Raw genomic sequence first — 19,522 nt, forward strand, 5'->3', positions numbered from 1 at the left:
CTCACAGCCCCCGGGTGACGGGCGCCGAGGAGCCCTGGTCGAGCAGCTCGCGCAGGTAGGGGTTGGTCGCCCGCTCACGGCCGATGGAGGTCTGCTCACCGTGACCCGGCAGCACCAGGATGTCGTCGGCCAGCGGCAGCACCTTGTCGGTGAGGCTGCGCAGCATCGTGGGGTGGTCGCCCCCGGGCAGGTCGGTGCGGCCGATGGACCCGGCGAAGAGCAGGTCCCCGGAGAACATCACCTCGGAGACGTCCGGCTGTCCGGCCGACACGCCGTACGGCGTACGGAAGGTCACCGACCCCTCGGTGTGACCCGGCGTGTGGTCGACCAGGAAGCTCAGGCCGGCGATCTCGAGGGTCTGCCGGTCGCTGAGCTCGCGGACGTCGTCGGGCTCGGCCCACTCGTACTTCCCGCCGAGGAGCATCTGGGTGGTTTCCCGCGACATCCCGGCCATCGGGTCGGCGAGCAGGTGACGGTCGCGGGGGTGGATCCAGGCGGTGGCGTCGTAGCTGCCGGCCACCGGGGCCACGCACCACATGTGGTCGACGTGCCCGTGGGTCACCAGCACGGCCACCGGCTTGAGGCGGTTCTCGCGGACGACCTGGTCGACGCCGGCGGCCGCGTCCTTGCCAGGATCGATCACCACGCACTCGTTGCCGGGACCGGTGGAGACGACGTAGCAGTTGGTTCCCCAGGGGCCTGCGGGGAAGCCGGCGATGAACACGGTGATGGACCTTCGATCGACTCAGGAGAGGTTGTCGGTCAGCAGCCTACCGAGGACCAGCCGATCATTGACTAGCATGGGCGCCCATGAGCGCGAGCAAGCAGTCCGAGTGGGGCCGGGTGGCCGAGGACGGCACCGTCTACGTCACGACCACCGCAGGGGAACGGGCGGTGGGGTCCTACCCTGCCGGCACCCCGGAGGAGGCCCTGGCGTTCTTCACCGAACGCTACGCGGCGCTCGAGTTCGAGGTGGGACTGCTGGCGCAGCGGATCGCCGCCGGCAAGGTCTCACCGGAGGAGGCCACCACCGCCGTCAAGACGGTGCGGGCCCAGGTCGTCGAGGCCAACGCGGTGGGCGACCTCGACTCGCTCGCGGCCAAGCTGGACGCACTCGGCCCGGTCATCGCCGCCCAGCGGGAGGCGCGCAAGGCCGAGAAGGCCCAGCGCACCGCGGAGTCCAAGGCCCGCAAGGAGCAGATCGTCGACGAGGCCGAGAAGCTCGCCCAGAGCAGCGACTGGCGCAACGGCGCCAACCGGCTCCGTGACCTGCTGGAGGAGTGGAAGGCGCTCCCCCGCCTCGACAAGGCCACCGACGACACCCTGTGGCGCCGCTTCTCCTCGGCCCGCACCACCTACACCCGGCACCGCAAGAGCCACTTCGCCGAGCAGCACGAGAAGCGCGACGCGGCGCGCGTGGTCAAGGAGCGCCTGGTCAAGGAGGCCGAGGCACTCGCGGACTCCACCGACTGGGGCCCCACCTCGGGCCGTTTCCGCGACCTGATGCGCGACTGGAAGGCCGCCGGACCGGCGCCCCGCGAGGTCGACGACAAGCTCTGGAAGCGCTTCCGTGGCGCCCAGGACACCTTCTTCGGCAACCGTGACGCGGCCAACGCCGCCACGGACGCCGAGTTCGCCAAGAACGCCGAGGTCAAGGAGGCGCTGCTGGTCGAGGCCGAGGCGCTGCTGCCCGTGACCGACCTGGACGCCGCCAAGGCCGCCTTCCGGGCGCTGGCCGACCGGTGGGACGAGGCCGGCAAGGTCCCCCGCGAGCGGATCAAGGACCTCGAGGGCCGGATGCGCAAGGTGGAGCAGGCGATCCGCGGCGTCGAGGACGACCAGTGGCGCAAGTCCGACCCCGAGAAGTCCGCCCGGGCCGACGACATGATCGGCAAGCTGCAGACGGCCATCGACGACCTCGAGGCCAAGCTGGAGAAGGCCAGGGCCGCCGGCAGCGACAAGCAGGTGCGCGAGCTGGAGGAGAACCTCGCCTCCCGGCAGGCGTTCCTCGACGCCGCGCGGCGCGCCGCCGAGGAGTTCTCCGGCTGAGCCCGAGGCCCGGGTGACCCGGCGAGTCCCGGTCTCCCGTCTCCCGGGTGACCGGGTGAGCGGGAGTCGTCGGCCTACTGGGTGACCCGGTAGGCGTCGAAGACGCCGGGCACCCCGCGCACCGCACGCAGCACGCTGTCCAGGTGGGTGGCGTCGGCCATCTCGAAGGTGAACCGGCTCTTGGAGACCCGGTCGCGGGTGGTCTGCAGCGTCGCGCTGAGGATGTTGACGTGCGTGTCGGCCAGCGCCATGGTGATGTCGGAGAGCAGCCGCGCCCGGTCCAGGGCCTCGACCTGGATGTTGACCAGGAAGGTCGAGTGCGCCGTCGGCGCCCAGTCGACCGGGACCAGCCGCTCCGGCTGGCTCTGCAGGCTCTCGGCGTTGGTGCAGTCCTTGCGGTGCACCGACACCCCGCCGCCCTTGGTCACGAAGCCCAGGATCGGGTCCGGCGGCACCGGGGTGCAGCACTTGGCCAGCTTGACCCAGACGTCGCCGCTCCCCTGGACGACCACGCCGCTGTCGCCGACCGACACGACCTTGTCCGGCCGCTTCCGGCGGCCGGTGATGGTCACGGCCTCGGCGAGGTCCTCGGCGGCGCCGTCGTCGCCGCCGTGCAGCTCGATGACCCGGCGCACCACGGCCTGGGCCGACAGGTTGCCCTCACCGACGGCGGCATAGAGGGCGGAGACGTCGCCCAGCTTGTAGTGGGTGGCCGCCTCGGTGAGCGACTCGTGCGACAGCAGCCGCTTGAGGGGCAGCCCCTCCTTGCGCATCAGCCGGGCGATCTGCTCCTTGCCGCGCTCGGTGGCCTCCTCGCGCCGCTCCTTGGTGAACCACTGACGGATCTTGGAGCGGGCCCGCTGGGACTTGACGAAGTTGAGCCAGTCCAGCGACGGGGCGGCGGTGGGCGCCTTGGAGGTGAAGACCTCGACCACGTCGCCGTTGTCCAGGGTGGACTCCAGCGGCACCAGGCGGCCGTTGACCCGGGCGCCGATGGTGTGGTGCCCGACCTCGGTGTGGACGGCGTAGGCGAAGTCGATGGGCGTCGCCCCGGTCGGCAGCGCGATCACGTCGCCCCGGGGGGTGAAGACGTAGACCTCGGCCCGGTTGATCTCGAAGCGCAGGGACTCCAGGAACTCGCCCGGGTCCTCCACGTCGCTCTGCCAGTCCATCAGCTGGCGCAGCCAGTGCATGTCGTCGAGGTCGCCGCGCTTGTCGGTGTCGACCCCGTCGCGCGAGTTCTCCTTGTACTTCCAGTGCGCCGCGACGCCGTACTCGGCACGCCGGTGCATCGCGTAGGTGCGGATCTGGACCTCGACCGGCTTGCCGGCCGGGCCGATCACCGTGGTGTGCAGCGACTGGTACATGTTGAACTTGGGCATCGCCACGTAGTCCTTGAAGCGCCCCAGGACCGGGTTCCAGCGCGAGTGCAGGACGCCCAGCACCGAGTAGCACTCGCGGTCCTCCTCGACGAGGATGCGGATGCCGACCAGGTCGTAGATGTCGGAGAACTCGCGGCCGCCGACGATCATCTTCTGGTAGATGGAGTAGTAGTGCTTGGGACGGCCGGTGACCTTGGCCTTGATCCGGGCGTTCTTCAGGTCCTCCTTGACCTGGGCGATCACCTGGGCCAGGAACTGGTCGCGCGACGGGGCCCGCTCGGCCACCATCCGCACGATCTCGTCGTAGATCTTGGGGTGCAGGGTCGCGAAGGCGAGGTCCTCGAGCTCCCACTTGAGGGTGTTCATGCCGAGCCGGTGGGCCAGCGGGGCATAGATGTCGAGGGTCTCGCGGGCGGTGCGCTCCTGGCTCGCCTGCGGCACGTATCGCAGCGTGCGCATGTTGTGGAGCCGGTCGGCCAGCTTGATCACCAGCACCCGGATGTCGCGCGACATCGCCACGATCATCTTGCGGATGGTCTCGGCCTGGGCGGCGTCGCCGTACTTGACCTTGTCCAGCTTGGTGACGCCGTCGACGAGCACGGCGACCTCGTCACCGAAGTCGGTGCGCAGCTCCTCCAGGGTGTACGGCGTGTCCTCGACCGTGTCGTGCAGCAGCGCGGCGACCAGGGTGGGCTCGGTCATCCCGATGTCGGCCAGGATCGTGGTGACGGCGAGCGGGTGGGTGATGTAGGGATCGCCGCTCTTGCGGGTCTGGGTGCCGTGCATCTTCTCGGCCGTCAGGTAGGCGCGCTCCAGCAGCGCCAGGTCGGCCTTGGGGTGGTTGGCCCGGACCGCTCGGAAGAGCGGCTCGAGCACCGGGTTCCCCGGCTGGCTCCTGGTGCCGATCCGCGCCAGCCGGGCGCGCATCGAGCGGGCGGAGACGGGAAGCTCGGCACCGCGAGCGGCGGGCTCCTGGGTCGTTCCGGTCTCCTCGGTCACAACCGTCAGTCTAGTCCGGCTCAGACCGTCTGCAGCACGGTCACGGGGAGGTCCCCGCAGGCTGCCCGGCCCTCGAGGAATCCCAGCTCCATCAGCACCGAGATCCCGACCACCTCTCCCCCGCACGCCTCGACCAGCCGGCGGGCCGCGGCCATGGTGCCCCCGGTCGCCAGCACGTCGTCGACCAGCAGCACCCGGTCGCCGGGCGCGACCGCGTCACGGTGCATCTCGAGGGTGGCCGAGCCGTACTCGAGGTCGAAGGACTCCGCGCGGGTCTCGCGCGGCAGCTTGCCCGCCTTGCGCACCGGCACGAAGCCGGCCCCCAGGGCCAGCGCGACCGGGGCGCCGAGGATGAAACCGCGCGCCTCCATGCCCACGATCTTGTCCACGACCACCCGGCCGGACCGGTCCTGCCCGGCGGCGGCCAGGGCGGCGACGGCCAGCTCGAAGGCCGTGTGGTCGGCGAGCAGGGGGGTGATGTCCTTGAAGACCACCCCGGGGGTGGGGAAGTCGGGCACGTCGACGACCAGACGCGTCATCGCGGCACGCGCCTCGAGCAGGGCCGGAGACTCCACGTCAGGAGCCCGGGGTGGCCGGGCCGTCCGGGGCGTCGTCCGGCCCCTGCCCCTCGACGAGGGCGGGCTGGATCGCGGCCACGGCACCGCGGGCCACCTCGACGACCACACCGGGGGCGATCTCGGCCCGGATCCGGTCGTCCTGGGTCTCCTGGACGACCGCGTAGATGCCCGAGCTGAGCAGCACCCGGTCGCCGGGGGCGAGGGCGGCCTGGAGCTTCGCGACCTCCTTCTGGCGTCGGCTGGCAGGCCGCACGATCAGCAGCCAGAAGACCAGGGCGATGGCGACCAGGGGCAGGAACTCCACGAAAAGACCTCTCGACGGGGGGTGGGTGTGCGCCCGCGAGTCTACGTGGGTCCTAGTCGTCGAAGAGACCCTCGTCGAGGCTCGGCCCCGCGGAGGCCGGCACGGGGAGCCCCAGGTGCTGCCACGCGGCGGCGGTGGCGACGCGACCCCGGGGCGTCCTGGCCAGGAAGCCGTTGCGCACCAGGAAGGGCTCGGCGACCTCCTCCACGGTCTCGCGCTCCTCCCCCACCGCCACCGCCAAGGTGGAGACGCCCACCGGGCCGCCGCCGAAGCGGCGGCACAGGACGTCGAGCACGGCCCGGTCCAGCCGGTCCAGTCCGAGCTCGTCCACCTCGTAGAGATCCAGGGCGGCGCGCGCCACCTCGCGGGTCAGCACGCCGTCGGCGCGCACCTGGGCGTAGTCGCGGACCCGGCGCAGCAGCCGGTTGGCGATCCGCGGGGTGCCGCGCGAGCGCGAGGCGATCTCCGCCGATCCGCCCTCGGTCAGGTCGACGTCGAGCAGCCCGGCGGACCGGTGCACGATCTGGTCGAGCTCGGCCGGCTCGTAGTACTCCAGGTGGGCGGTGAAGCCGAACCGGTCGCGCAGCGGGCCCGGCAGCAGGCCGGCCCGGGTGGTGGCGCCGACCAGGGTGAAGGACGGGATCTCCAGGGGGATGGCGGTGGCCCCCGGGCCCTTGCCGATGATCACGTCGACCCGGAAGTCCTCCATGGCCATGTAGAGCATCTCCTCGGCCGGGCGCGACATCCGGTGGATCTCGTCGACGAACACGACGTCGCCCTCGTTGACCGCGCTGAGGATGGCCGCCAGGTCGCCGGCGTGGGTGATCGCCGGCCCGCTGGTCAGCCGCAGAGGCACCGACATCTCCGCCGCGATGATCATCGCCAGGGTCGTCTTGCCCAGCCCGGGCGGGCCGGAGAGCAGCACGTGGTCCGGCGCCCGGCCGCGCTGCCGAGCGGCCTCGAGGACGAGCCCGAGCTGGTCCTTGACCCGGACCTGCCCCACCACCTCGTCGAGGGCCCGGGGGCGCAGCGCCGCCTCCACGGCCCGCTCGTCGCCCTCGGCCTCCGCCGCGGTCAGCGAGCGCAGGTGCGCGTCCTCGCTGAGCGAGAGGAACTCCTCGGGATCCATCTCAGGTCCTGCTCAGCGTCTGGAGGGCGGCCCTGAGCAGCGCCGCGACGTCAGGGGCCGGCCCGGCCTGCCCGGCGACGGCCTCGACCGCCTTGTCGGCCTCACGCGCCGACCAGCCCAGCCCCACCAGGCCCTGCTGCACCTGGTCGCGCCACGCCTCGGCCGCGGGCACGGCGCCGGCGGCCCGCGGGCCGCCGGCCGGTGCGCCCAGCCGGTCCCGCAGCTCCAGGATGATGCGCTGGGCGCCCTTCTGACCGATCCCGGGGACCTTGGTGAGGGTCTTGACGTCCTCCGAGGCCACCGCCGACCGCAGCACGTCGGGAGTCAGCACCGCCAGGATGGCCTGGGCCAGCTTGGGCCCCACCCCGCTGGCGGTCTGCACCAGCTCGAAGCACGCCTTCTCGTCGTCGTCGCTGAACCCGAAGAGGGTCAGGGAGTCCTCGCGGACGACCATGCTGGTGGGCAGGGTCGCCTCGTGGCCGGGACGCAGCGTCGCCAGGGTGGCGGGGGTGCACATCAGCTCCAGGCCCACCCCTCCCACCTCCAGCACCGCCGAGGAGAGGGTGAGCGCGGCCACCCGGCCGCGGACGAAGGCGATCATGCGGGTCTCCTGGTGGTGGGTCGGCGGGCGGCGACGGCCTGGGCGGCGACCGCGGCCTCGAGACGGGACTGGGCGCCACCGCGCCAGATGTGAGTGATGGCCAGGGCGAGCGCGTCGGCGGCGTCGGCGGGCTTGGGGGGCGCGGCCAGCCGCAGGATCCGGGTCACCATGGCGGCCACCTGGGCCTTGTCGGCCCGTCCGTTGCCGGAGACGGCCGCCTTCACCTCGCTGGGGGTGTGCAGGGCCACCGGGAGCCCGCGCCGGGCCGCGGCGACCAGGGCGATGCCGCTCGCCTGTGCGGTGCCCATGATCGTGCTGGAGTCGGACCGGGCGAAGACCCGCTCGACAGCCACCGCGTCCGGCCGGTACTCGTCGAGCCAGGCATCGATGCCCTTCTCGATGGTGACCAGTCGCTCGGCGACCGGGAGCGAGGCACTGGTGCGGAGCACGTTGACGTCGACCAGGCTCAGCGGCCGGCCGACCTCGCCCTCGACCATGCCGATGCCGCACCGGGTCAGGCCGGGGTCGATCCCCAGGACACGCATCGCCACCCTCTCGTCCGAACGTGTGTTCGCACGACACGCTATCCCGTGGCGCGGCGGGGGCCGCCGCCGACACGCAGACGGCGGCCCGGGCGCGGTGCCTCAGTCCTCGAGCTGGGCCATCACGTCGTCGGGTACGTCGAAGTTGGCGAAGACGTTCTGCACGTCGTCGAGGTCCTCGAGCGCCTCGACGAGGCGGAAGACCTTGGCCGCCGCGTCGGCGTCCACCGGGATCTCCATGCTGGGCACGAACTCGACCTCGGCGGAGTCGTAGTCGATGCCGGCGGCCTGCAGCGCCGTGCGCACGGCCACCACGTCGGTGGCCTCGGAGATCACCCGGAAGGTCTCGTCGAGGTCGTTGACGTCCTCCGCCCCGGCCTCGAGCGTGGCCTCGAGGACGTCGTCCTCGGTGACCTCGCGGCTCTCCTGGCCCTTGGGCACCATGACCACGCCCTTGCGGGTGAAGAGCCGGGAGACCGAGCCGGGGTCGGCCATGGTGCCCCCGTTGCGGGTGACCGCGGTGCGCACCTCCATGGCCGCGCGGTTGCGGTTGTCGGTGAGGCACTCCACGAGCAGCGCGACGCCCTGGGGCCCGTAGACCTCGTACATGATGGTCTGGTACTCCGCACCCCCCGCCTCGGCGCCGGAGCCGCGCTTGACGGCGCGGTCGATGTTGTCGTTGGGGACCGAGGACTTCTTGGCCTTCTGGATCGCGTCGTAGAGGGTGGGGTTGCCCCCGGGGTCGCCACCACCCTGCCGAGCCGCCACCTCGATGTTCTTGATCAGCTTGGCGAAGAGCTTGCCGCGCTTCGCGTCGATGGCGGCCTTCTTGTGCTTCGTGGTCGCCCATTTGGAGTGGCCTGACATGAGTCCCTCTATCAGTCTCGAGTACGGCTTCTCGGGTGCAGCCCTGGATTCGGTACGCCGTCAGGCCGAACGCACCAGGTCAACGAACATCTTGTGGACCCGGCCGTCGCTGCCGACCTCGGGATGGAACGAGGTCGCCATCAGGGGGCCTTGGCGGACGGCCACGATCCTACCCAGGGCCGGCCCCGACCCGACCCGCGCCAGGACCTCGACGTCGTCCTCGACGCTCTCGACCCAGGGAGCCCGGATGAAGACGGCCCGGACCGGGTCGTCCAGCCCGGTCACGTCGAGGTTCTCCTCGAAGGAGTCGACCTGGCGCCCGAACGCGTTGCGGCGCACCGTGACGTGCAGGCCGCCGATCGTCTCCTGGCCAGCGATGCCGTCCTCGATCCGGTCGGCGAGCATGATCATGCCGGCGCAGGTCCCGAAGACGGGGAGTCCGTCGCGGACCGCGGCGCGCAGCGGACCGAGCATGTCGAAGAGGGCGGCGAGCTTGCTCATGGTCGACGACTCACCGCCCGGGACGATCAGCCCGTCGCAGGCGGCGAGCTCGGCCGGGCGGCGGACGGGGACGGGGTCGGCCCCGAGCGAGCGGAGCGCCGCGAGGTGCTCGGGGACGTCTCCCTGGAGCGCCAGCACGCCGATGGTGGGACTCACGGTCTCCGATCCTAGGGCCGACGAGGGCCGGTGACTCCGCGGCGCCGATCGGGCAGACTCGCCGGCATGGGCCGCACGTGGCAGAGCCCGCCGAGGGCGGAGATCCCGGCCGCGCTGCGTCAGCACGTCGTCTCGATGTTCGGCTACGCAGCGCACGGCCTCGAGCCCGGCGTCCATCGTGGGCTCCCCTCCGACACCGTGACCCTGGTGCTCAGCCTGGAGCGACCCCTGCGCACCGCCCCCACGGAGCAGGCCTGGCACGACGGCGTTCGCGACAGCCGGTGGGTCTCCCTCGGCGGGCTGCACACGCGGCCGGCGATGGTCGAGCAGCCTGGCGTCTGGCAGGGCGTCCAGCTCACGCTGCACCCGCTCACGGCCCGGGGGCTCCTGGGCGTGCCGGCGGCGGACCTGCCGGTGGGCAGCTGGGACGCCCGCGACCTCTTCGGGCCCGAGGTCGACCGCGTCACCGAGGAGCTGCACGCAGCTGCGGACTGGCACGGCCGATATGCCGCCGTGGCCGGCTTCCTGCTCCGGCGTCAGCGGCTGGTCCGCCGTGGGGCCGAGCCCCCGGTCCCGCGCGAGGAGGTCCGTGAGGCCTGGCGGCTGCTCACCCGCCGTCCGGACCTCCCGGTGGCCGACGTCGCCCGCGAGGTCGGCTACAGCCGGCGGCGGCTCGGACAGCTGCTGGCGGCCGAGGTGGGGCACGGACCCAAGACGGTGCAGCGGCTCGCCCGCTTCGACGTGGCCCGGCGGGTGGTGGCCCGGGTGCCGGGCTCGGGCACGACCCTGGCCGGCGTCGCCGCCCGTGCCGGCTACTACGACCAGTCGCACCTCGTGCGCGACTTCCACGAGTTCGCCGGACTGGGACCCTCGGCGTGGCTGGCCGCGGAGTTCCCAAATCTCCAAGATCGCGCAGTCGACGACGCGGGAGCATCGTCGGCATGAGCGAAGACCACACCCCCACCGTCTGGCCGGCCTTCCAGGCCCACGACCCCGACCTGCTGATCCGCGGCCTCGTCGCCCTGGGCTTCGAGGAGACCGCGGTCCACCGCGACGAGAGCGGCGTGGTGGAGCACGCCCAGCTCGACTGGCCCGAGGGCGGAGGCGTGATGCTGGGCCGCCACAAGCCGGAGGGCCCGTTCACGCAGCAACCCGGCACCACCGCGGCCTACGTCGTCACCTCGGACGTCGACGCCGTCTGGCAGCGGGCCAAGGACGCCGGCCTGGAGCCCGGGGACATCGACGAGAAGTCGTACGGGAGCCGGGAGTTCCTCCTCCGCGATCCCGAGGGCAACCAGTGGTCCTTCGGCACCTACGCCGGAGAGCCCCGACGCGGCTGAGCCCACCCGGTCCCGTCACCGCCTCAGGTCGGCGCCCCGTTCACCAGCCGCGCTCGGCCAGCCGGTGCGGCTGCGGGATCTCGTCGACGTTGATGCCCACCATCGCCTCGCCCAGCCCCCGGGAGACCTTGGCCACCACCTCGGGGTCGTCGTAGAAGGTGGTCGCCTTCACGATCGCCTCGGCGCGCTGGGCCGGGTTGCCGGACTTGAAGATGCCCGAGCCGACGAAGACGCCCTGGGCCCCGAGCTGCATCATCATCGCGGCGTCGGCCGGGGTGGCGATGCCGCCCGCGGTGAAGAGGACGACGGGGAGCGTCCCGGTGGCGGCGACCTCCTGGACGAGCGGGTAGGGCGCCTGCAGCTCCTTGGCGGCCAGGTAGAGCTCCTCCGGGTCGAGGGCGTGGAGCCGGCGCAGCTCGGCGCGGATCGTGCGCATGTGGGTGACGGCGTTCGACACGTCGCCCGTGCCGGCCTCGCCCTTGGAGCGGATCATCGCGGCGCCCTCGGTGATCCGGCGCAGCGCCTCGCCGAGGTTGGTGGCCCCGCAGACGAAGGGAACGGTGAAGGACCACTTGTCGATGTGGTGGGCGTAGTCGGCCGGGGTGAGCACCTCGGACTCGTCGATGTAGTCGACCCCGAGACTCTGCAGGACCTGCGCCTCGGCGAAGTGCCCGATGCGGGCCTTGGCCATCACCGGGATCGACACCGCCTCCTTGATGCCCTCGACCATGTCGGGGTCGCTCATCCGCGACACCCCGCCCTGCGCCCGGATGTCGGCGGGGACGCGCTCCAGCGCCATCACCGCAACCGCGCCCGCGTCCTCGGCGACCTTGGCCTGGTCGGGAGTGACGACGTCCATGATGACGCCGCCCTTCAGCATCTCGGCCATGCCGCGCTTGACGCGCGAGGTCCCGGTGGTGCCGCCGGTCGTCTCGGTGCTCTCCTCGGTCATGCCTTTCAGCGTAGGCCCCGGCGGACCCGGCGCAAGGGCGGTCTCGCCGGCCACCCGCCGGCTGCCCGCAGGGCGCTGCCTCGACAGGTCGCGGCTACTGCTGCCCTGGCCGCGGGGAGGGCTCGGTGTCGGCGTCGGTGAAGGCCTGTCCGCCACCGAAGGAGTCGGCCACGCTGCGCCCCGCCACGACCTGGAACTCGCTGGGCCGCGCCTGCAGGTGAGCCGTCACCAGGTCCACCGGGCCGTCCTGCTGCGAGACCACCAGCAGGAGGTTGCCCGCCCGGCGGCCCCGCCGGGTCGCCGCCTCGAGGTGGACCGACGCAGCGCCGAAGGAGGTGAGCAGCGCGGCGAGCACCCGACGGGTCCAGGCGAACGGCGCTCGGTCCGCGACGTTGAGGAGCAGCAGGCCCCCCGGCTCGAGGACCCGGCCCGCCTCCGCGAACGCCTCCGTGGTGACCAGGTCGCCGGGCACCCGCCCGTCGGCGAAGGCGTCGACCAGGATCACCTCGGCGCTGTCGGTCCGGAGCCCGGCGAGCCCGGTCCTGCCGTCGAGCGGGCGCACCTTGATGCCGCTGCGCGCCGGCAGCGGGAGCTCGGCGCGCACCAGCGCCGTCAGCGCCTCGTCCGGCTCCAGCACGATCTGCCCGGAGCGCGGCCGGGTGGCGGCCACGTAGCGGGGCAGCGTGAGGCCGGCTCCGCCCACGTGGACGATCCGGACGGCACGGCCGGGCTCGGTGAACCCGTCGAGCACGTCGCCGAGCCGGCGGACGTAGTCGAAGGCGAGGAAGGTGGGGTCGTCGAGGTCCACGTAGGACTGGGCCTGGCCGTCGAGGCGCAGCACGAGCGCCGAGCGCCGCTCGGTCGCGACGATCTCGGCGCCACCGAGCCGATCGCCCACGGGGCTCAGCCCCGGGCGGGCGGCGCCGCCGCTGCCAGCGCCTGCCGTCGCACGCTGAGGATGCGCTGCAGGACGGTGACCGTGCTGAGCGCCCCGAGCAGCACCAGGCCCCAGGCGAAGACGAGCGGGTCGCCGGCGATCTCGGCGGCGACGGCCGACAGGGCGAGCAGGACGAGGCGGTCGGCCCGCTCCATGATCCCCACCCGGGCCGTGAAGCCCACCGACTCGGCGCGGGCCCGGGCGTAGGAGGTGGAGATCCCCGTGACCAGGCACCACAGGGCTGCGGCCTGCCCGAGGACGGTGTCGCCGGGCCCCGCGAAGTAGAGCAGCACGGAGCCGAAGATGACGGCGTCCGCGATCCGGTCCAGCGTCGAGTCGAGGAACGCGCCGAACGCGCTGGTCCGTCCGCTGATGCGGGCCATCGTGCCGTCGAGCAGGTCGAAGAGCGCGAAGACCGTCACCAGCACCAGCGCGGTCATCAGCTCGCCGCGGGGGGCGAACCAGAGCGCCGAGGCGCAGGTGAGCACCGTCCCGATCACGGTGATCGTGTCGGGGCCCAGGCCCAGGCGCAGCAGCAGGCGGGCGATGGGCGCGATGAGGATCTTCGTGACGAGACCCCGGAGATGTTCGAGCATGGCGTCAGCAGGCTATCGGTCGGCGAGCGCCGCACAGACCTCGGCCACCGCGGTCGGCACGCCCGCGACGTACCAGTCCACGCCGGCGGCGCGCACCCGTTCGGTCCGGCCGCCGACCCCGCGGATGATCGCGGCCCCGGGCAGCTCGTCCCAGGGCGGGACCGAGTGCTGGCACAGCACGTGCAGCCGGCCCGAGGCGATCGCCATCGCGTCCATCGTGCCCGACCCCAGCATCCGCACCGTGGCAGCGCCGTTGGCCATCCGCCCGAACGCCTCCCCCACCGGGCCGCCGTAGAACGGCGGGTGCAGGTAGGTCGTCAGGCACGACTCGCCGAGCGCACGGTCGACCAGCGGTGCCAGCGGGCGGCCCTCGACCGTCGGGGGGAGGTCCGGGCCGCCCACGTACGTCGCGGAGGAGGCCTCGTGGTGCACGGCGCCGAGCAGCAGCCGCTCACCGTCGCGCAGGGCCAGCGCGGAGCACCACCAGTCCAGGCCGGCCGCGAAGTTGTAGGTCCCGTCGACCGGGTCGATGACCCAGGTCCGGCCGCTGCTCCCGACGTGGTCGGCACCCTCCTCCCCCAGGATCGAGTCGTCCGGTCGCAGCCGGCGCAGGGTCCGCACCACCAGCTCCTCCGCCGCCCGGTCCGCCGCGGTGACCACGTCGGAGACCGACGTCTTGGTCTCGACCGCCAGGCCCTCGGCCCGCATCCGCGCGGCCAGGCCGGCGGCCTCGCGCACCAGGTCCGCGGCCAGACGGGCGTCGTCGGGCGGTCCGGCGTCGCCCACCGCGGGGAACGGGCTCATGCGTCCCAGGCTTCCGCGAGCAGCTCCCGGGTGTCGGTCAGCAGCTGGGGCAGCGTCTTGGTGTGGCCGATGATCGGCATGAAGTTGGCGTCGCCGACCCACCGGGGCACCACGTGCTGGTGCAGGTGCGCCGCGATGCCGGCTCCCCCGGCGGTGCCCTGGTTCATCCCGATGTTGAACCCCTCGGCGCGCGAGACCCTGCGCAGCGTCCGCATCGCCTCCTTGGTCAGCCGGCCGATCTCGACGGCCTCCTCGTCGGTGGTCTCGGTCCAGTCGGCGATGTGCCGGTAGGGGCAGACCATCAGGTGACCCGAGGAGTACGGGTAGAGGTTGAGCACCACGTACGCGGTCTCACCCCGGTGCACCACCAGACCGTCGGGGTCGGCGAGTCCCGGCACCCGGCAGAACGGACACTCCCGGCTGGACGGGTCGCTCGGCTTGTTCTCCCCTCGGATGTAGGCCATCCGGTAGGGCGTCCAGAGCCGCTCGAGGTCGTCGGGACGGCCGATGCCGTCCTGGTGCGCGCTCTCCCCCGACTCCGTCCCGCCCGGCACCATCAGACCTGCTCGCGGCTCGTCACGGCGGCGGCGACCCGCTCGATCGCCTCCTCGAGCGGCACCCCGTTGTCCTGCCGCCCGTCGCGGTAGCGGAAGGAGACCGCGCCCGCCTCGACGTCCTGGTCCCCGGCGATGATCATGAACGGGACCTTCTGCAGCTGGGCGTTGCGGATCTTCTTCTGCATCCGGTCGTCGGAGTCGTCGACCTCCACCCGCAGGCCCAGCGTCTTCATCCGCTTGGCCACGTCGAAGAGGTAGTCGTTGTGCCGCTCGGCGATCGGGATCGCCGCCACCTGGACCGGCGCGAGCCAGGGCGGGAAGGCGCCCGCGTAGTGCTCGACCAGCACGCCGAGGAACCGCTCGATCGAGCCGAACTTGGCCGAGTGGATCATCACCGGCTGCTGCCGGGAGCCGTCGGCGGCGACGTACTCGAGGTTGAAGCGGTCGGCCGAGGGCTGGTTGAAGTCGTACTGGACGGTCCCCATCTGCCAGGTCCGGCCGATCGCGTCCTTGGCCTGGACGGAGATCTTGGGGCCGTAGTAGGCGGCCCCGCCCGGGTCCGGCACCAGCTCGAGCCCGGTCCGGGTGGCCACGTCCTCGAGCACCTTGGTGGCGGTCGCCCAGTCCTCGTCGGAGCCGATGAACTTGTCCTTGCCGGCGTCGCGGGTGGAGAGCTCGAGGTAGAAGTCGTCGAGGCCGAAGTCGCGGAGCACGCTGAGCATGAAGTTGAGCAGGTGCTCGACCTCGTCGGGCGCCTGCTCCGGGGTGCAGTAGGAGTGGGAGTCGTCCTGGGCGAAGCCGCGGACCCGGGTGAGGCCGTGGACGACGCCGGACTTCTCGTGGCGGTAGACGCTGCCGAACTCGAAGAGCCGCAGCGGCAGCTCGCGGTAGGAGCGCTGCCGGGAGCGGTAGATCAGGTTGTGCATCGGGCAGTTCATCGCCTTGAGGCGGTAGTCCATGCCGTCGACGTCGAGGGCGGGGAACATCCCCTCCCCGTAGTAGGGCAGGTGTCCGGAGGTGTGGAAGAGCCCCTCCTTGGCGATGTGCGGGGTCCCGACGTAGTCGAAGCCCTCCTCGATGTGCCGCTGGCGGACGTAGTCCTCCATCGCCCGCTTGATCACGCCACCCTTGGGGTGGAAGACCGGCAGGCCCGAGCCGATCTCGTCGGGGAAGCTGAACAGGTCGAGGTCGCGCCCGAGCTTGCGGTGGTCGCGGCGCTCGGCCTCCTCGATCCGGTGCAGGTGGGCCTCGAGCGCCTCCTTCGACTCCCACGCGGTGCCGTAGATGCGCTGGAGCTGCTTGTTCTTCTCGTCGCCGCGCCAGTAGGCCGCAGCGGAGCGCATCAGCTTGAAGGCCGGGATCCGCTTGGTGGTGGGCAGGTGCGGGCCTCGGCACAGGTCCGACCACGCCACGTCGCCGTTGCGGCGCACGTTGTCGTAGATGGTCAGCTCGCCGGCACCGACCTCGACCGAGGCGCCCTCGGCCGCACCCTCGGCGTGCCCGGAGCCCTTGAGCCCGATCAGCTCGACCTTGTAGGGCTCGTCCTGGAGCTCGTCGAGCGCGTCCGCGTCGGTGGTGACCCGGCGCTCGAACCGCTGCCCCTCCTTGATGATCTTGCGCATCGCGGTCTCGATCTTGGCGAGGTCCTCGGGGACGAACGGCGTCTCCACGTCGAAGTCGTAGTAGAAGCCGTTCTCCACCGGCGGGCCGATGCCGAGCTTGGCCTCGGGGAAGAGCTGCTGGACCGCCTGGGCCATCACGTGGGCGGTGGAGTGGCGCAGGATGTCGCGGCCGTCGGGACTGTCGATCGCCACCGACTCGACCTCGTCGCCGTCGACCAGGGGGGTGGCCAGGTCCTTCAGCTCGCCGCCGATCCGGGCGGCGATCACCTCGGGGGCGTCGGCGAACAGCTCCCACGCCTTGGTGCCCGTGGCGGTGGTCTGCTCCTGACGCTCGGCGGCGTGGACGCGGACGACCTTGATCTCGGGCACGGCTACTCCTGGTCTCGGTGGGCTGGTCTCGCCCACGATGCTATCCGTCGTCCTGCGGGTGGCCGGACGCGCAGGTGGGACGCGCGCCGGCGCAACGGCGTATCGTCGAGAGCGGTAGTGGGATCCGTCACCCCGGCGCCGGCGGATCGGCAGGCACTCAGAGCCGGACCAGCTCGGGTGCGTCGCGACGCTGCCGTGCGGGAGGGAGCCCCGTGCCCACCTTGTCCTCCGACAGTTCCGACGCCCCGCCTCCGCCGGAGCCGCCGGGCACTCCCCCGCCCGCGCCGCCCCGCCCCGCGGGCCTGCCCCGGGCCATCGTCGTGCTGCTGGGGGTGGCTGCGGCCTTCCTGGTGATCTCCGGGATGCGCACCTCGGCGAGCCTGATCGGACCCACCTTCCTCGCCCTGGTCCTGGTCATCGTCGCCCACCCCCTGCGGGTCCGCCTCGACCGGCACGTGTGGGGCTGGGTCTCGACCGTCGTGTGCGTGCTGCTGGTCGCCTCGACGCTGCTCGGGCTGGCCGTCTCGATCGTGGCCGCCACCGCCCGCTTCGCCACGCTGCTCCCGCAGTACAAGGACGACTTCAACGACCTGGTCTCGGAGGGGACGAGCCTGCTCGACAGGGCCGGGGTCTCCCGCGAGCAGATCGAGCACCTGGGCGGCGGGCTGGACGCCGGCAAGCTCGTGGACGTGCTCACCGCCACGCTCTCCGACGCCTACGGGCTCGTCTCGGGCCTGGTCCTGCTGCTGACGCTGGTGCTGTTCATGACCATCGACGGGCGGGCCTTCCCCGCCCAGCTGGCGGCGGTGCGCGAAGAGCGACCCCAGCTGGTGGCCGCGCTCTCCGGCTTCGCGACCGATACCCGCCGGTACCTCCTGGTCTCCACCGTCTTCGGGCTGATCATCGCCGTCCTCGACACGGTCGCCCTGGCGCTGCTGGACGTCCCCGCGCCACTGGTGTGGGGCCTGTTGGCCTTCCTCACCAGCTACATCCCCCACATCGGCTTCCTCATCGGGCTGGTGCCGCCTGCCGTGCTGGGCCTGCTCGAGGGAGGGCCGTCGCTGTTGCTGTGGGTGGCGCTGGTCTATCTCGCGGTCAACTTCACCATCCAGTCCGTGATCCACCCGAGGGTCGTCGGCAACTCGGTCGGGCTGACCACCACCCTGACGTTCGTCTCCCTGATCTTCTGGGCCGGGGTCATCGGCCCGATCGGGGCGATCCTGGCGGTGCCGCTCTCCCTGCTGGTCCGGTCGCTGCTGATCGACGCCGACCCGGCCAGCCGGTGGCTCACCCCGCTGGTGGCCGGTCGCGAGGCGACCCCGGTGGCGGCTTCCGTGGCCACCGGGCCGGGGCAGGGAGACGCCGCCGGCCCCCGGAGCGACGGCTGAGGACCGTGGTCGAGGCACTCCTCGGCCTCCCGCCCTGGCTGGTGCTGGCCCTCGTCTTCGCCCTCCCCGCCGCCGAGGCCGGACTCCTGCTCGGGGTCTTCGTGCCCGGCGAGATCGCGGTGCTGATCGGGGGCGTCGTCGCACACGGCGGCGGACTTCCGCTGTGGGCGGTCATCGTGGCCGCCGCGACCGGTGCGGCGGCCGGGGACCAGGTCGGGTTCCTGGTCGGGCGCCGCTACGGCGACCGGCTCGTGGACCGCCTGCCTGCCTCGGTCCGCGGCTCGGGAGGTCTCGACCGCGCCTTCGACCTGATCCGCAGGCGCGGGGCCGTGGCGGTGGTGCTCGCCCGGTGGACAGCCGTGCTGCGGGCCCTGGCGCCCGGTGCTGCCGGTGTCAGCGGCATGGCGCGGGGACGGTTCACGGTGGCGAACGTCGTCGGCGGCACCCTCTGGGCGGTCGTGATCGCCGGGGCGGGCTACGTCCTGGGGGCCTCGTACGAGTCCCTGGCCAGGGACCTCGGCGTCGTCGGCGACGTCGTCCTGACCGCCCTCGTCGTGCTGGGAGCCGTCTGGTGGGTACGCAGCCGACGACACGAGGACGACGGTCGGGCCTGAGCGATCGGAGTCGCGCGAACCACCCTGGGGGAAGGCACCCTTGGGCCCGGCAAGTACCTTCATGCCGACCCGCCCGGCCGCCTCTCAGGAGATCTCTCGTGTCAACCTCGTCCGCTCCCGGGTCGGAAGGGACCCGCTCCCGGTGGCGGCGTGACTACCTGGTCCTGGTCTGCCTCGCGGTCGTCAGCGGGCTGGCCGCGCTGATCGCCAGCCTGGTCCTCGACCAGCCGATCGCCGACCCGGAAGGCAGCTTCCTGGGTCCCTCGTGGGTGCGGCTGCCGGTGCTCTGCGGCTCCGCGATCATCGTCGACCTGCTCCCCCGCGCCCTGTGGCGCGGCCGGCTGCACCCCGCCCGGACCATCAGCGAGATCCGTGAGCGGATCCGGACGCACTGGACCCGGAGCCGGCTCCAGCTCGTGGTCGTGGGCATCTCGTGCTTCTACGTCGTCTACGTCTCCTACCGGAACCTCAAGTCGCTGCTGCCGCTGGTGCGCGAGGAGAAGTTCGACCGCGAGATGCGCGTCCTCGACCGGTCGATCCTCTTCGGCCACGACCCCGCGAGGGTGCTGCACGACCTGCTCGGGACCGACATCTCGGCCCACGTGCTCTCCGCGGTCTACCTGGCCTACATCCCCCTGGTGGCCATCCTGGTCACCGTCTGGCTGGTGTGGTCGAACAACATCGGCTACGGCTGGTGGTTCGTCACCGCCCAGGCGATCGCGTGGTCGCTCGGCGCGCTCTCCTACTACCTGCTGCCCACGCTGGGCCCGGGCATCATGTACCCCTCCCTGGTCATGGACCTGGCACCGAACGCCACCTCCCAGCTGATGGACTCGCTGGTCTATGCCCGGCAGGGCTTCCTGTGGGCCGACAAGGACTACCAGGGCGTGGCTGGCTTCGCGAGCCTGCACACCGCGATCAGCCTGCTGTGGGCGCTGATGGTCCAGTACACCGTGCGGAGCCGGCTCCTCCGGGTCGTCTTCTGGGTCAACTTCGCCGCCACCGTCGTGGCCACCCTCTACTTCGGCTGGCACTACATCGCCGACGACCTCGGCGGCATCGCGATCGCGCTGGTCGCCTTCCGTCTCGGGGCCACCGCGACCGGGCACCGGCTCGTCCCCGGCCGGCTCGCCGAACGGAAGGCCTGACCCGGACCGTGACCTGCTGGGTCTTCTGCTCCCGCGAGCCGGCCATGTCGAGCTCGCACACCGACACCGCGAGCTTGCCGCCCTCCA

Annotated in this window: 21 protein-coding genes; 6 read left to right on the forward strand and 15 right to left on the reverse strand. The window is 72.2% G+C overall.

Going from position 1 to position 19,522, the window contains the following annotated elements:
• Position 1: 1 nt before the first annotated feature.
• The gene (locus AC4BG9_RS12795) at positions 2 to 724 is read right to left on the reverse strand and encodes an MBL fold metallo-hydrolase (protein ID WP_490571490.1); all 723 of its coding nucleotides are present in this window, start codon (positions 722 to 724) and stop codon (positions 2 to 4) included.
• Positions 725 to 810: 86 nt separating this feature from the next.
• Between AC4BG9_RS12795 and AC4BG9_RS12800 the strand changes: the two genes are divergently transcribed.
• A complete protein-coding gene (locus AC4BG9_RS12800) occupies positions 811 to 2,049 on the forward strand; it encodes a DUF349 domain-containing protein (protein WP_490571491.1) in 1,239 nt (412 codons plus the stop codon).
• Positions 2,050 to 2,123: 74 nt separating this feature from the next.
• On the opposite strand, the gene AC4BG9_RS12805 is transcribed toward AC4BG9_RS12800, so the two are convergent.
• The 8 genes from AC4BG9_RS12805 to pdxT all read right to left on the reverse strand — a co-directional run bounded on the left by AC4BG9_RS12805 (position 2,124) and on the right by pdxT (position 9,108).
• Positions 2,124 to 4,358, reverse strand: a complete 2,235-nt coding sequence (locus AC4BG9_RS12805; RefSeq protein WP_490571632.1) for a RelA/SpoT family protein — start codon at positions 4,356 to 4,358, stop codon at positions 2,124 to 2,126.
• Between the two features lie 92 nt (positions 4,359 to 4,450).
• A complete protein-coding gene (locus AC4BG9_RS12810) occupies positions 4,451 to 4,969 on the reverse strand; it encodes an adenine phosphoribosyltransferase (RefSeq protein ID WP_490571633.1) in 519 nt (172 codons plus the stop codon).
• 37 nt (positions 4,970 to 5,006) lie between these two features.
• Positions 5,007 to 5,312, reverse strand: coding sequence for a preprotein translocase subunit YajC (gene yajC / locus AC4BG9_RS12815; protein ID WP_490571492.1), 306 nt, complete (start codon positions 5,310 to 5,312; stop codon positions 5,007 to 5,009).
• A 52-nt stretch (positions 5,313 to 5,364) separates the two neighbouring features.
• Positions 5,365 to 6,441 carry a Holliday junction branch migration DNA helicase RuvB gene (gene ruvB, locus AC4BG9_RS12820; RefSeq protein ID WP_490571493.1) on the reverse strand — a complete coding sequence of 359 codons (1,077 nt, stop codon included), beginning with the start codon at positions 6,439 to 6,441 and terminating at the stop codon, positions 5,365 to 5,367.
• Between the two features lies 1 nt (position 6,442).
• Positions 6,443 to 7,042: a Holliday junction branch migration protein RuvA gene (gene ruvA / locus AC4BG9_RS12825; protein WP_490571494.1), complete on the reverse strand. Its 600-nt coding sequence runs from the start codon at positions 7,040 to 7,042 to the stop codon at positions 6,443 to 6,445.
• Positions 7,039 to 7,578 carry a crossover junction endodeoxyribonuclease RuvC gene (ruvC, locus tag AC4BG9_RS12830; protein WP_490571634.1) on the reverse strand — a complete coding sequence of 180 codons (540 nt, stop codon included), beginning with the start codon at positions 7,576 to 7,578 and terminating at the stop codon, positions 7,039 to 7,041. The genes ruvA and ruvC overlap by 4 nt, the downstream gene beginning before the upstream one ends.
• 108 nt (positions 7,579 to 7,686) lie before the next feature.
• Positions 7,687 to 8,451, reverse strand: coding sequence for a YebC/PmpR family DNA-binding transcriptional regulator (locus AC4BG9_RS12835; RefSeq protein WP_490571495.1), 765 nt, complete (start codon positions 8,449 to 8,451; stop codon positions 7,687 to 7,689).
• 60 nt (positions 8,452 to 8,511) lie between these two features.
• A complete protein-coding gene (pdxT, locus tag AC4BG9_RS12840) occupies positions 8,512 to 9,108 on the reverse strand; it encodes a pyridoxal 5'-phosphate synthase glutaminase subunit PdxT (RefSeq protein ID WP_490571496.1) in 597 nt (198 codons plus the stop codon).
• Between the two features lie 66 nt (positions 9,109 to 9,174).
• Between pdxT and AC4BG9_RS12845 the strand changes: the two genes are divergently transcribed.
• Together AC4BG9_RS12845 and AC4BG9_RS12850 are read left to right on the forward strand one after the other, a co-directional pair.
• Positions 9,175 to 10,053, forward strand: coding sequence for an AraC family transcriptional regulator (locus AC4BG9_RS12845; RefSeq protein ID WP_490571497.1), 879 nt, complete (start codon positions 9,175 to 9,177; stop codon positions 10,051 to 10,053).
• Entirely contained in the window at positions 10,050 to 10,448 is a 399-nt protein-coding gene (locus AC4BG9_RS12850) for a VOC family protein (protein WP_490571498.1), read from the forward strand. The genes AC4BG9_RS12845 and AC4BG9_RS12850 overlap by 4 nt, the downstream gene beginning before the upstream one ends.
• 40 nt (positions 10,449 to 10,488) lie before the next feature.
• Here AC4BG9_RS12850 and pdxS read toward each other — a convergent pair whose 3' ends face one another.
• The 6 genes from pdxS to thrS form a co-directional block, all read right to left on the reverse strand.
• Positions 10,489 to 11,400, reverse strand: coding sequence for a pyridoxal 5'-phosphate synthase lyase subunit PdxS (gene pdxS, locus AC4BG9_RS12855; RefSeq protein WP_490571499.1), 912 nt, complete (start codon positions 11,398 to 11,400; stop codon positions 10,489 to 10,491).
• A 94-nt stretch (positions 11,401 to 11,494) separates the two neighbouring features.
• Positions 11,495 to 12,298: a spermidine synthase gene (locus AC4BG9_RS12860; RefSeq protein WP_490571500.1), complete on the reverse strand. Its 804-nt coding sequence runs from the start codon at positions 12,296 to 12,298 to the stop codon at positions 11,495 to 11,497.
• A 5-nt stretch (positions 12,299 to 12,303) separates the two neighbouring features.
• A complete protein-coding gene (gene pgsA, locus AC4BG9_RS12865; RefSeq protein ID WP_490571501.1) occupies positions 12,304 to 12,933 on the reverse strand; it encodes a phosphatidylinositol phosphate synthase in 630 nt (209 codons plus the stop codon).
• A 12-nt stretch (positions 12,934 to 12,945) separates the two neighbouring features.
• Positions 12,946 to 13,737 carry an inositol monophosphatase family protein gene (locus AC4BG9_RS12870; protein ID WP_490571502.1) on the reverse strand — a complete coding sequence of 264 codons (792 nt, stop codon included), beginning with the start codon at positions 13,735 to 13,737 and terminating at the stop codon, positions 12,946 to 12,948.
• Positions 13,734 to 14,294: an HIT family protein gene (locus tag AC4BG9_RS12875; RefSeq protein ID WP_490571503.1), complete on the reverse strand. Its 561-nt coding sequence runs from the start codon at positions 14,292 to 14,294 to the stop codon at positions 13,734 to 13,736. The genes AC4BG9_RS12870 and AC4BG9_RS12875 overlap by 4 nt, the downstream gene beginning before the upstream one ends.
• Positions 14,294 to 16,285 (reverse strand): threonine--tRNA ligase, encoded by a 1,992-nt coding sequence (gene thrS, locus AC4BG9_RS12880; RefSeq protein ID WP_490571504.1) that lies wholly within the window; start codon positions 16,283 to 16,285, stop codon positions 14,294 to 14,296. Before thrS ends, AC4BG9_RS12875 begins: the two co-directional genes overlap by 1 nt.
• 212 nt (positions 16,286 to 16,497) lie before the next feature.
• Between thrS and AC4BG9_RS12885 the strand changes: the two genes are divergently transcribed.
• From AC4BG9_RS12885 to AC4BG9_RS12895, 3 genes are all read left to right on the forward strand, one after another.
• The gene (locus AC4BG9_RS12885) at positions 16,498 to 17,673 is read left to right on the forward strand and encodes an AI-2E family transporter (RefSeq protein WP_490571505.1); all 1,176 of its coding nucleotides are present in this window, start codon (positions 16,498 to 16,500) and stop codon (positions 17,671 to 17,673) included.
• Between the two features lie 5 nt (positions 17,674 to 17,678).
• Positions 17,679 to 18,287, forward strand: coding sequence for a DedA family protein (locus AC4BG9_RS12890; protein WP_490571506.1), 609 nt, complete (start codon positions 17,679 to 17,681; stop codon positions 18,285 to 18,287).
• A 98-nt stretch (positions 18,288 to 18,385) separates the two neighbouring features.
• Positions 18,386 to 19,435, forward strand: coding sequence for a phosphatase PAP2 family protein (locus AC4BG9_RS12895; RefSeq protein ID WP_490571507.1), 1,050 nt, complete (start codon positions 18,386 to 18,388; stop codon positions 19,433 to 19,435).
• Positions 19,436 to 19,522 lie beyond the last annotated feature (87 nt).

The sequence above is a fragment of the Nocardioides sp. Z40_12 genome (genome assembly GCF_058215795.1).

Excerpts from the sequence above, each read along its gene's own strand:
- pdxS (WP_490571499.1), bottom strand. The coding sequence starts at position 11,400 with ATGACCGAGGAGAGCACCGAGACGACCGGCGGCACCACCGGGACCTCG.
- AC4BG9_RS12875 (WP_490571503.1), bottom strand. The coding sequence starts at position 14,294 with ATGGTGCCGGGCGGGACGGAGTCGGGGGAGAGCGCGCACCAGGACGGC.
- AC4BG9_RS12810 (WP_490571633.1), bottom strand. The coding sequence starts at position 4,969 with ATGACGCGTCTGGTCGTCGACGTGCCCGACTTCCCCACCCCCGGGGTG.
- pgsA (WP_490571501.1), bottom strand. The coding sequence starts at position 12,933 with ATGCTCGAACATCTCCGGGGTCTCGTCACGAAGATCCTCATCGCGCCC.
- AC4BG9_RS12845 (WP_490571497.1), top strand. The coding sequence starts at position 9,175 with ATGGGCCGCACGTGGCAGAGCCCGCCGAGGGCGGAGATCCCGGCCGCG.
- ruvA (WP_490571494.1), bottom strand. The coding sequence starts at position 7,042 with ATGATCGCCTTCGTCCGCGGCCGGGTGGCCGCGCTCACCCTCTCCTCG.
- AC4BG9_RS12850 (WP_490571498.1), top strand. The coding sequence starts at position 10,050 with ATGAGCGAAGACCACACCCCCACCGTCTGGCCGGCCTTCCAGGCCCAC.
- AC4BG9_RS12835 (WP_490571495.1), bottom strand. The coding sequence starts at position 8,451 with ATGTCAGGCCACTCCAAATGGGCGACCACGAAGCACAAGAAGGCCGCC.
- AC4BG9_RS12800 (WP_490571491.1), top strand. The coding sequence starts at position 811 with ATGAGCGCGAGCAAGCAGTCCGAGTGGGGCCGGGTGGCCGAGGACGGC.
- ruvB (WP_490571493.1), bottom strand. The coding sequence starts at position 6,441 with ATGGATCCCGAGGAGTTCCTCTCGCTCAGCGAGGACGCGCACCTGCGC.
- AC4BG9_RS12870 (WP_490571502.1), bottom strand. The coding sequence starts at position 13,737 with ATGAGCCCGTTCCCCGCGGTGGGCGACGCCGGACCGCCCGACGACGCC.
- AC4BG9_RS12805 (WP_490571632.1), bottom strand. The coding sequence starts at position 4,358 with ATGCGCGCCCGGCTGGCGCGGATCGGCACCAGGAGCCAGCCGGGGAAC.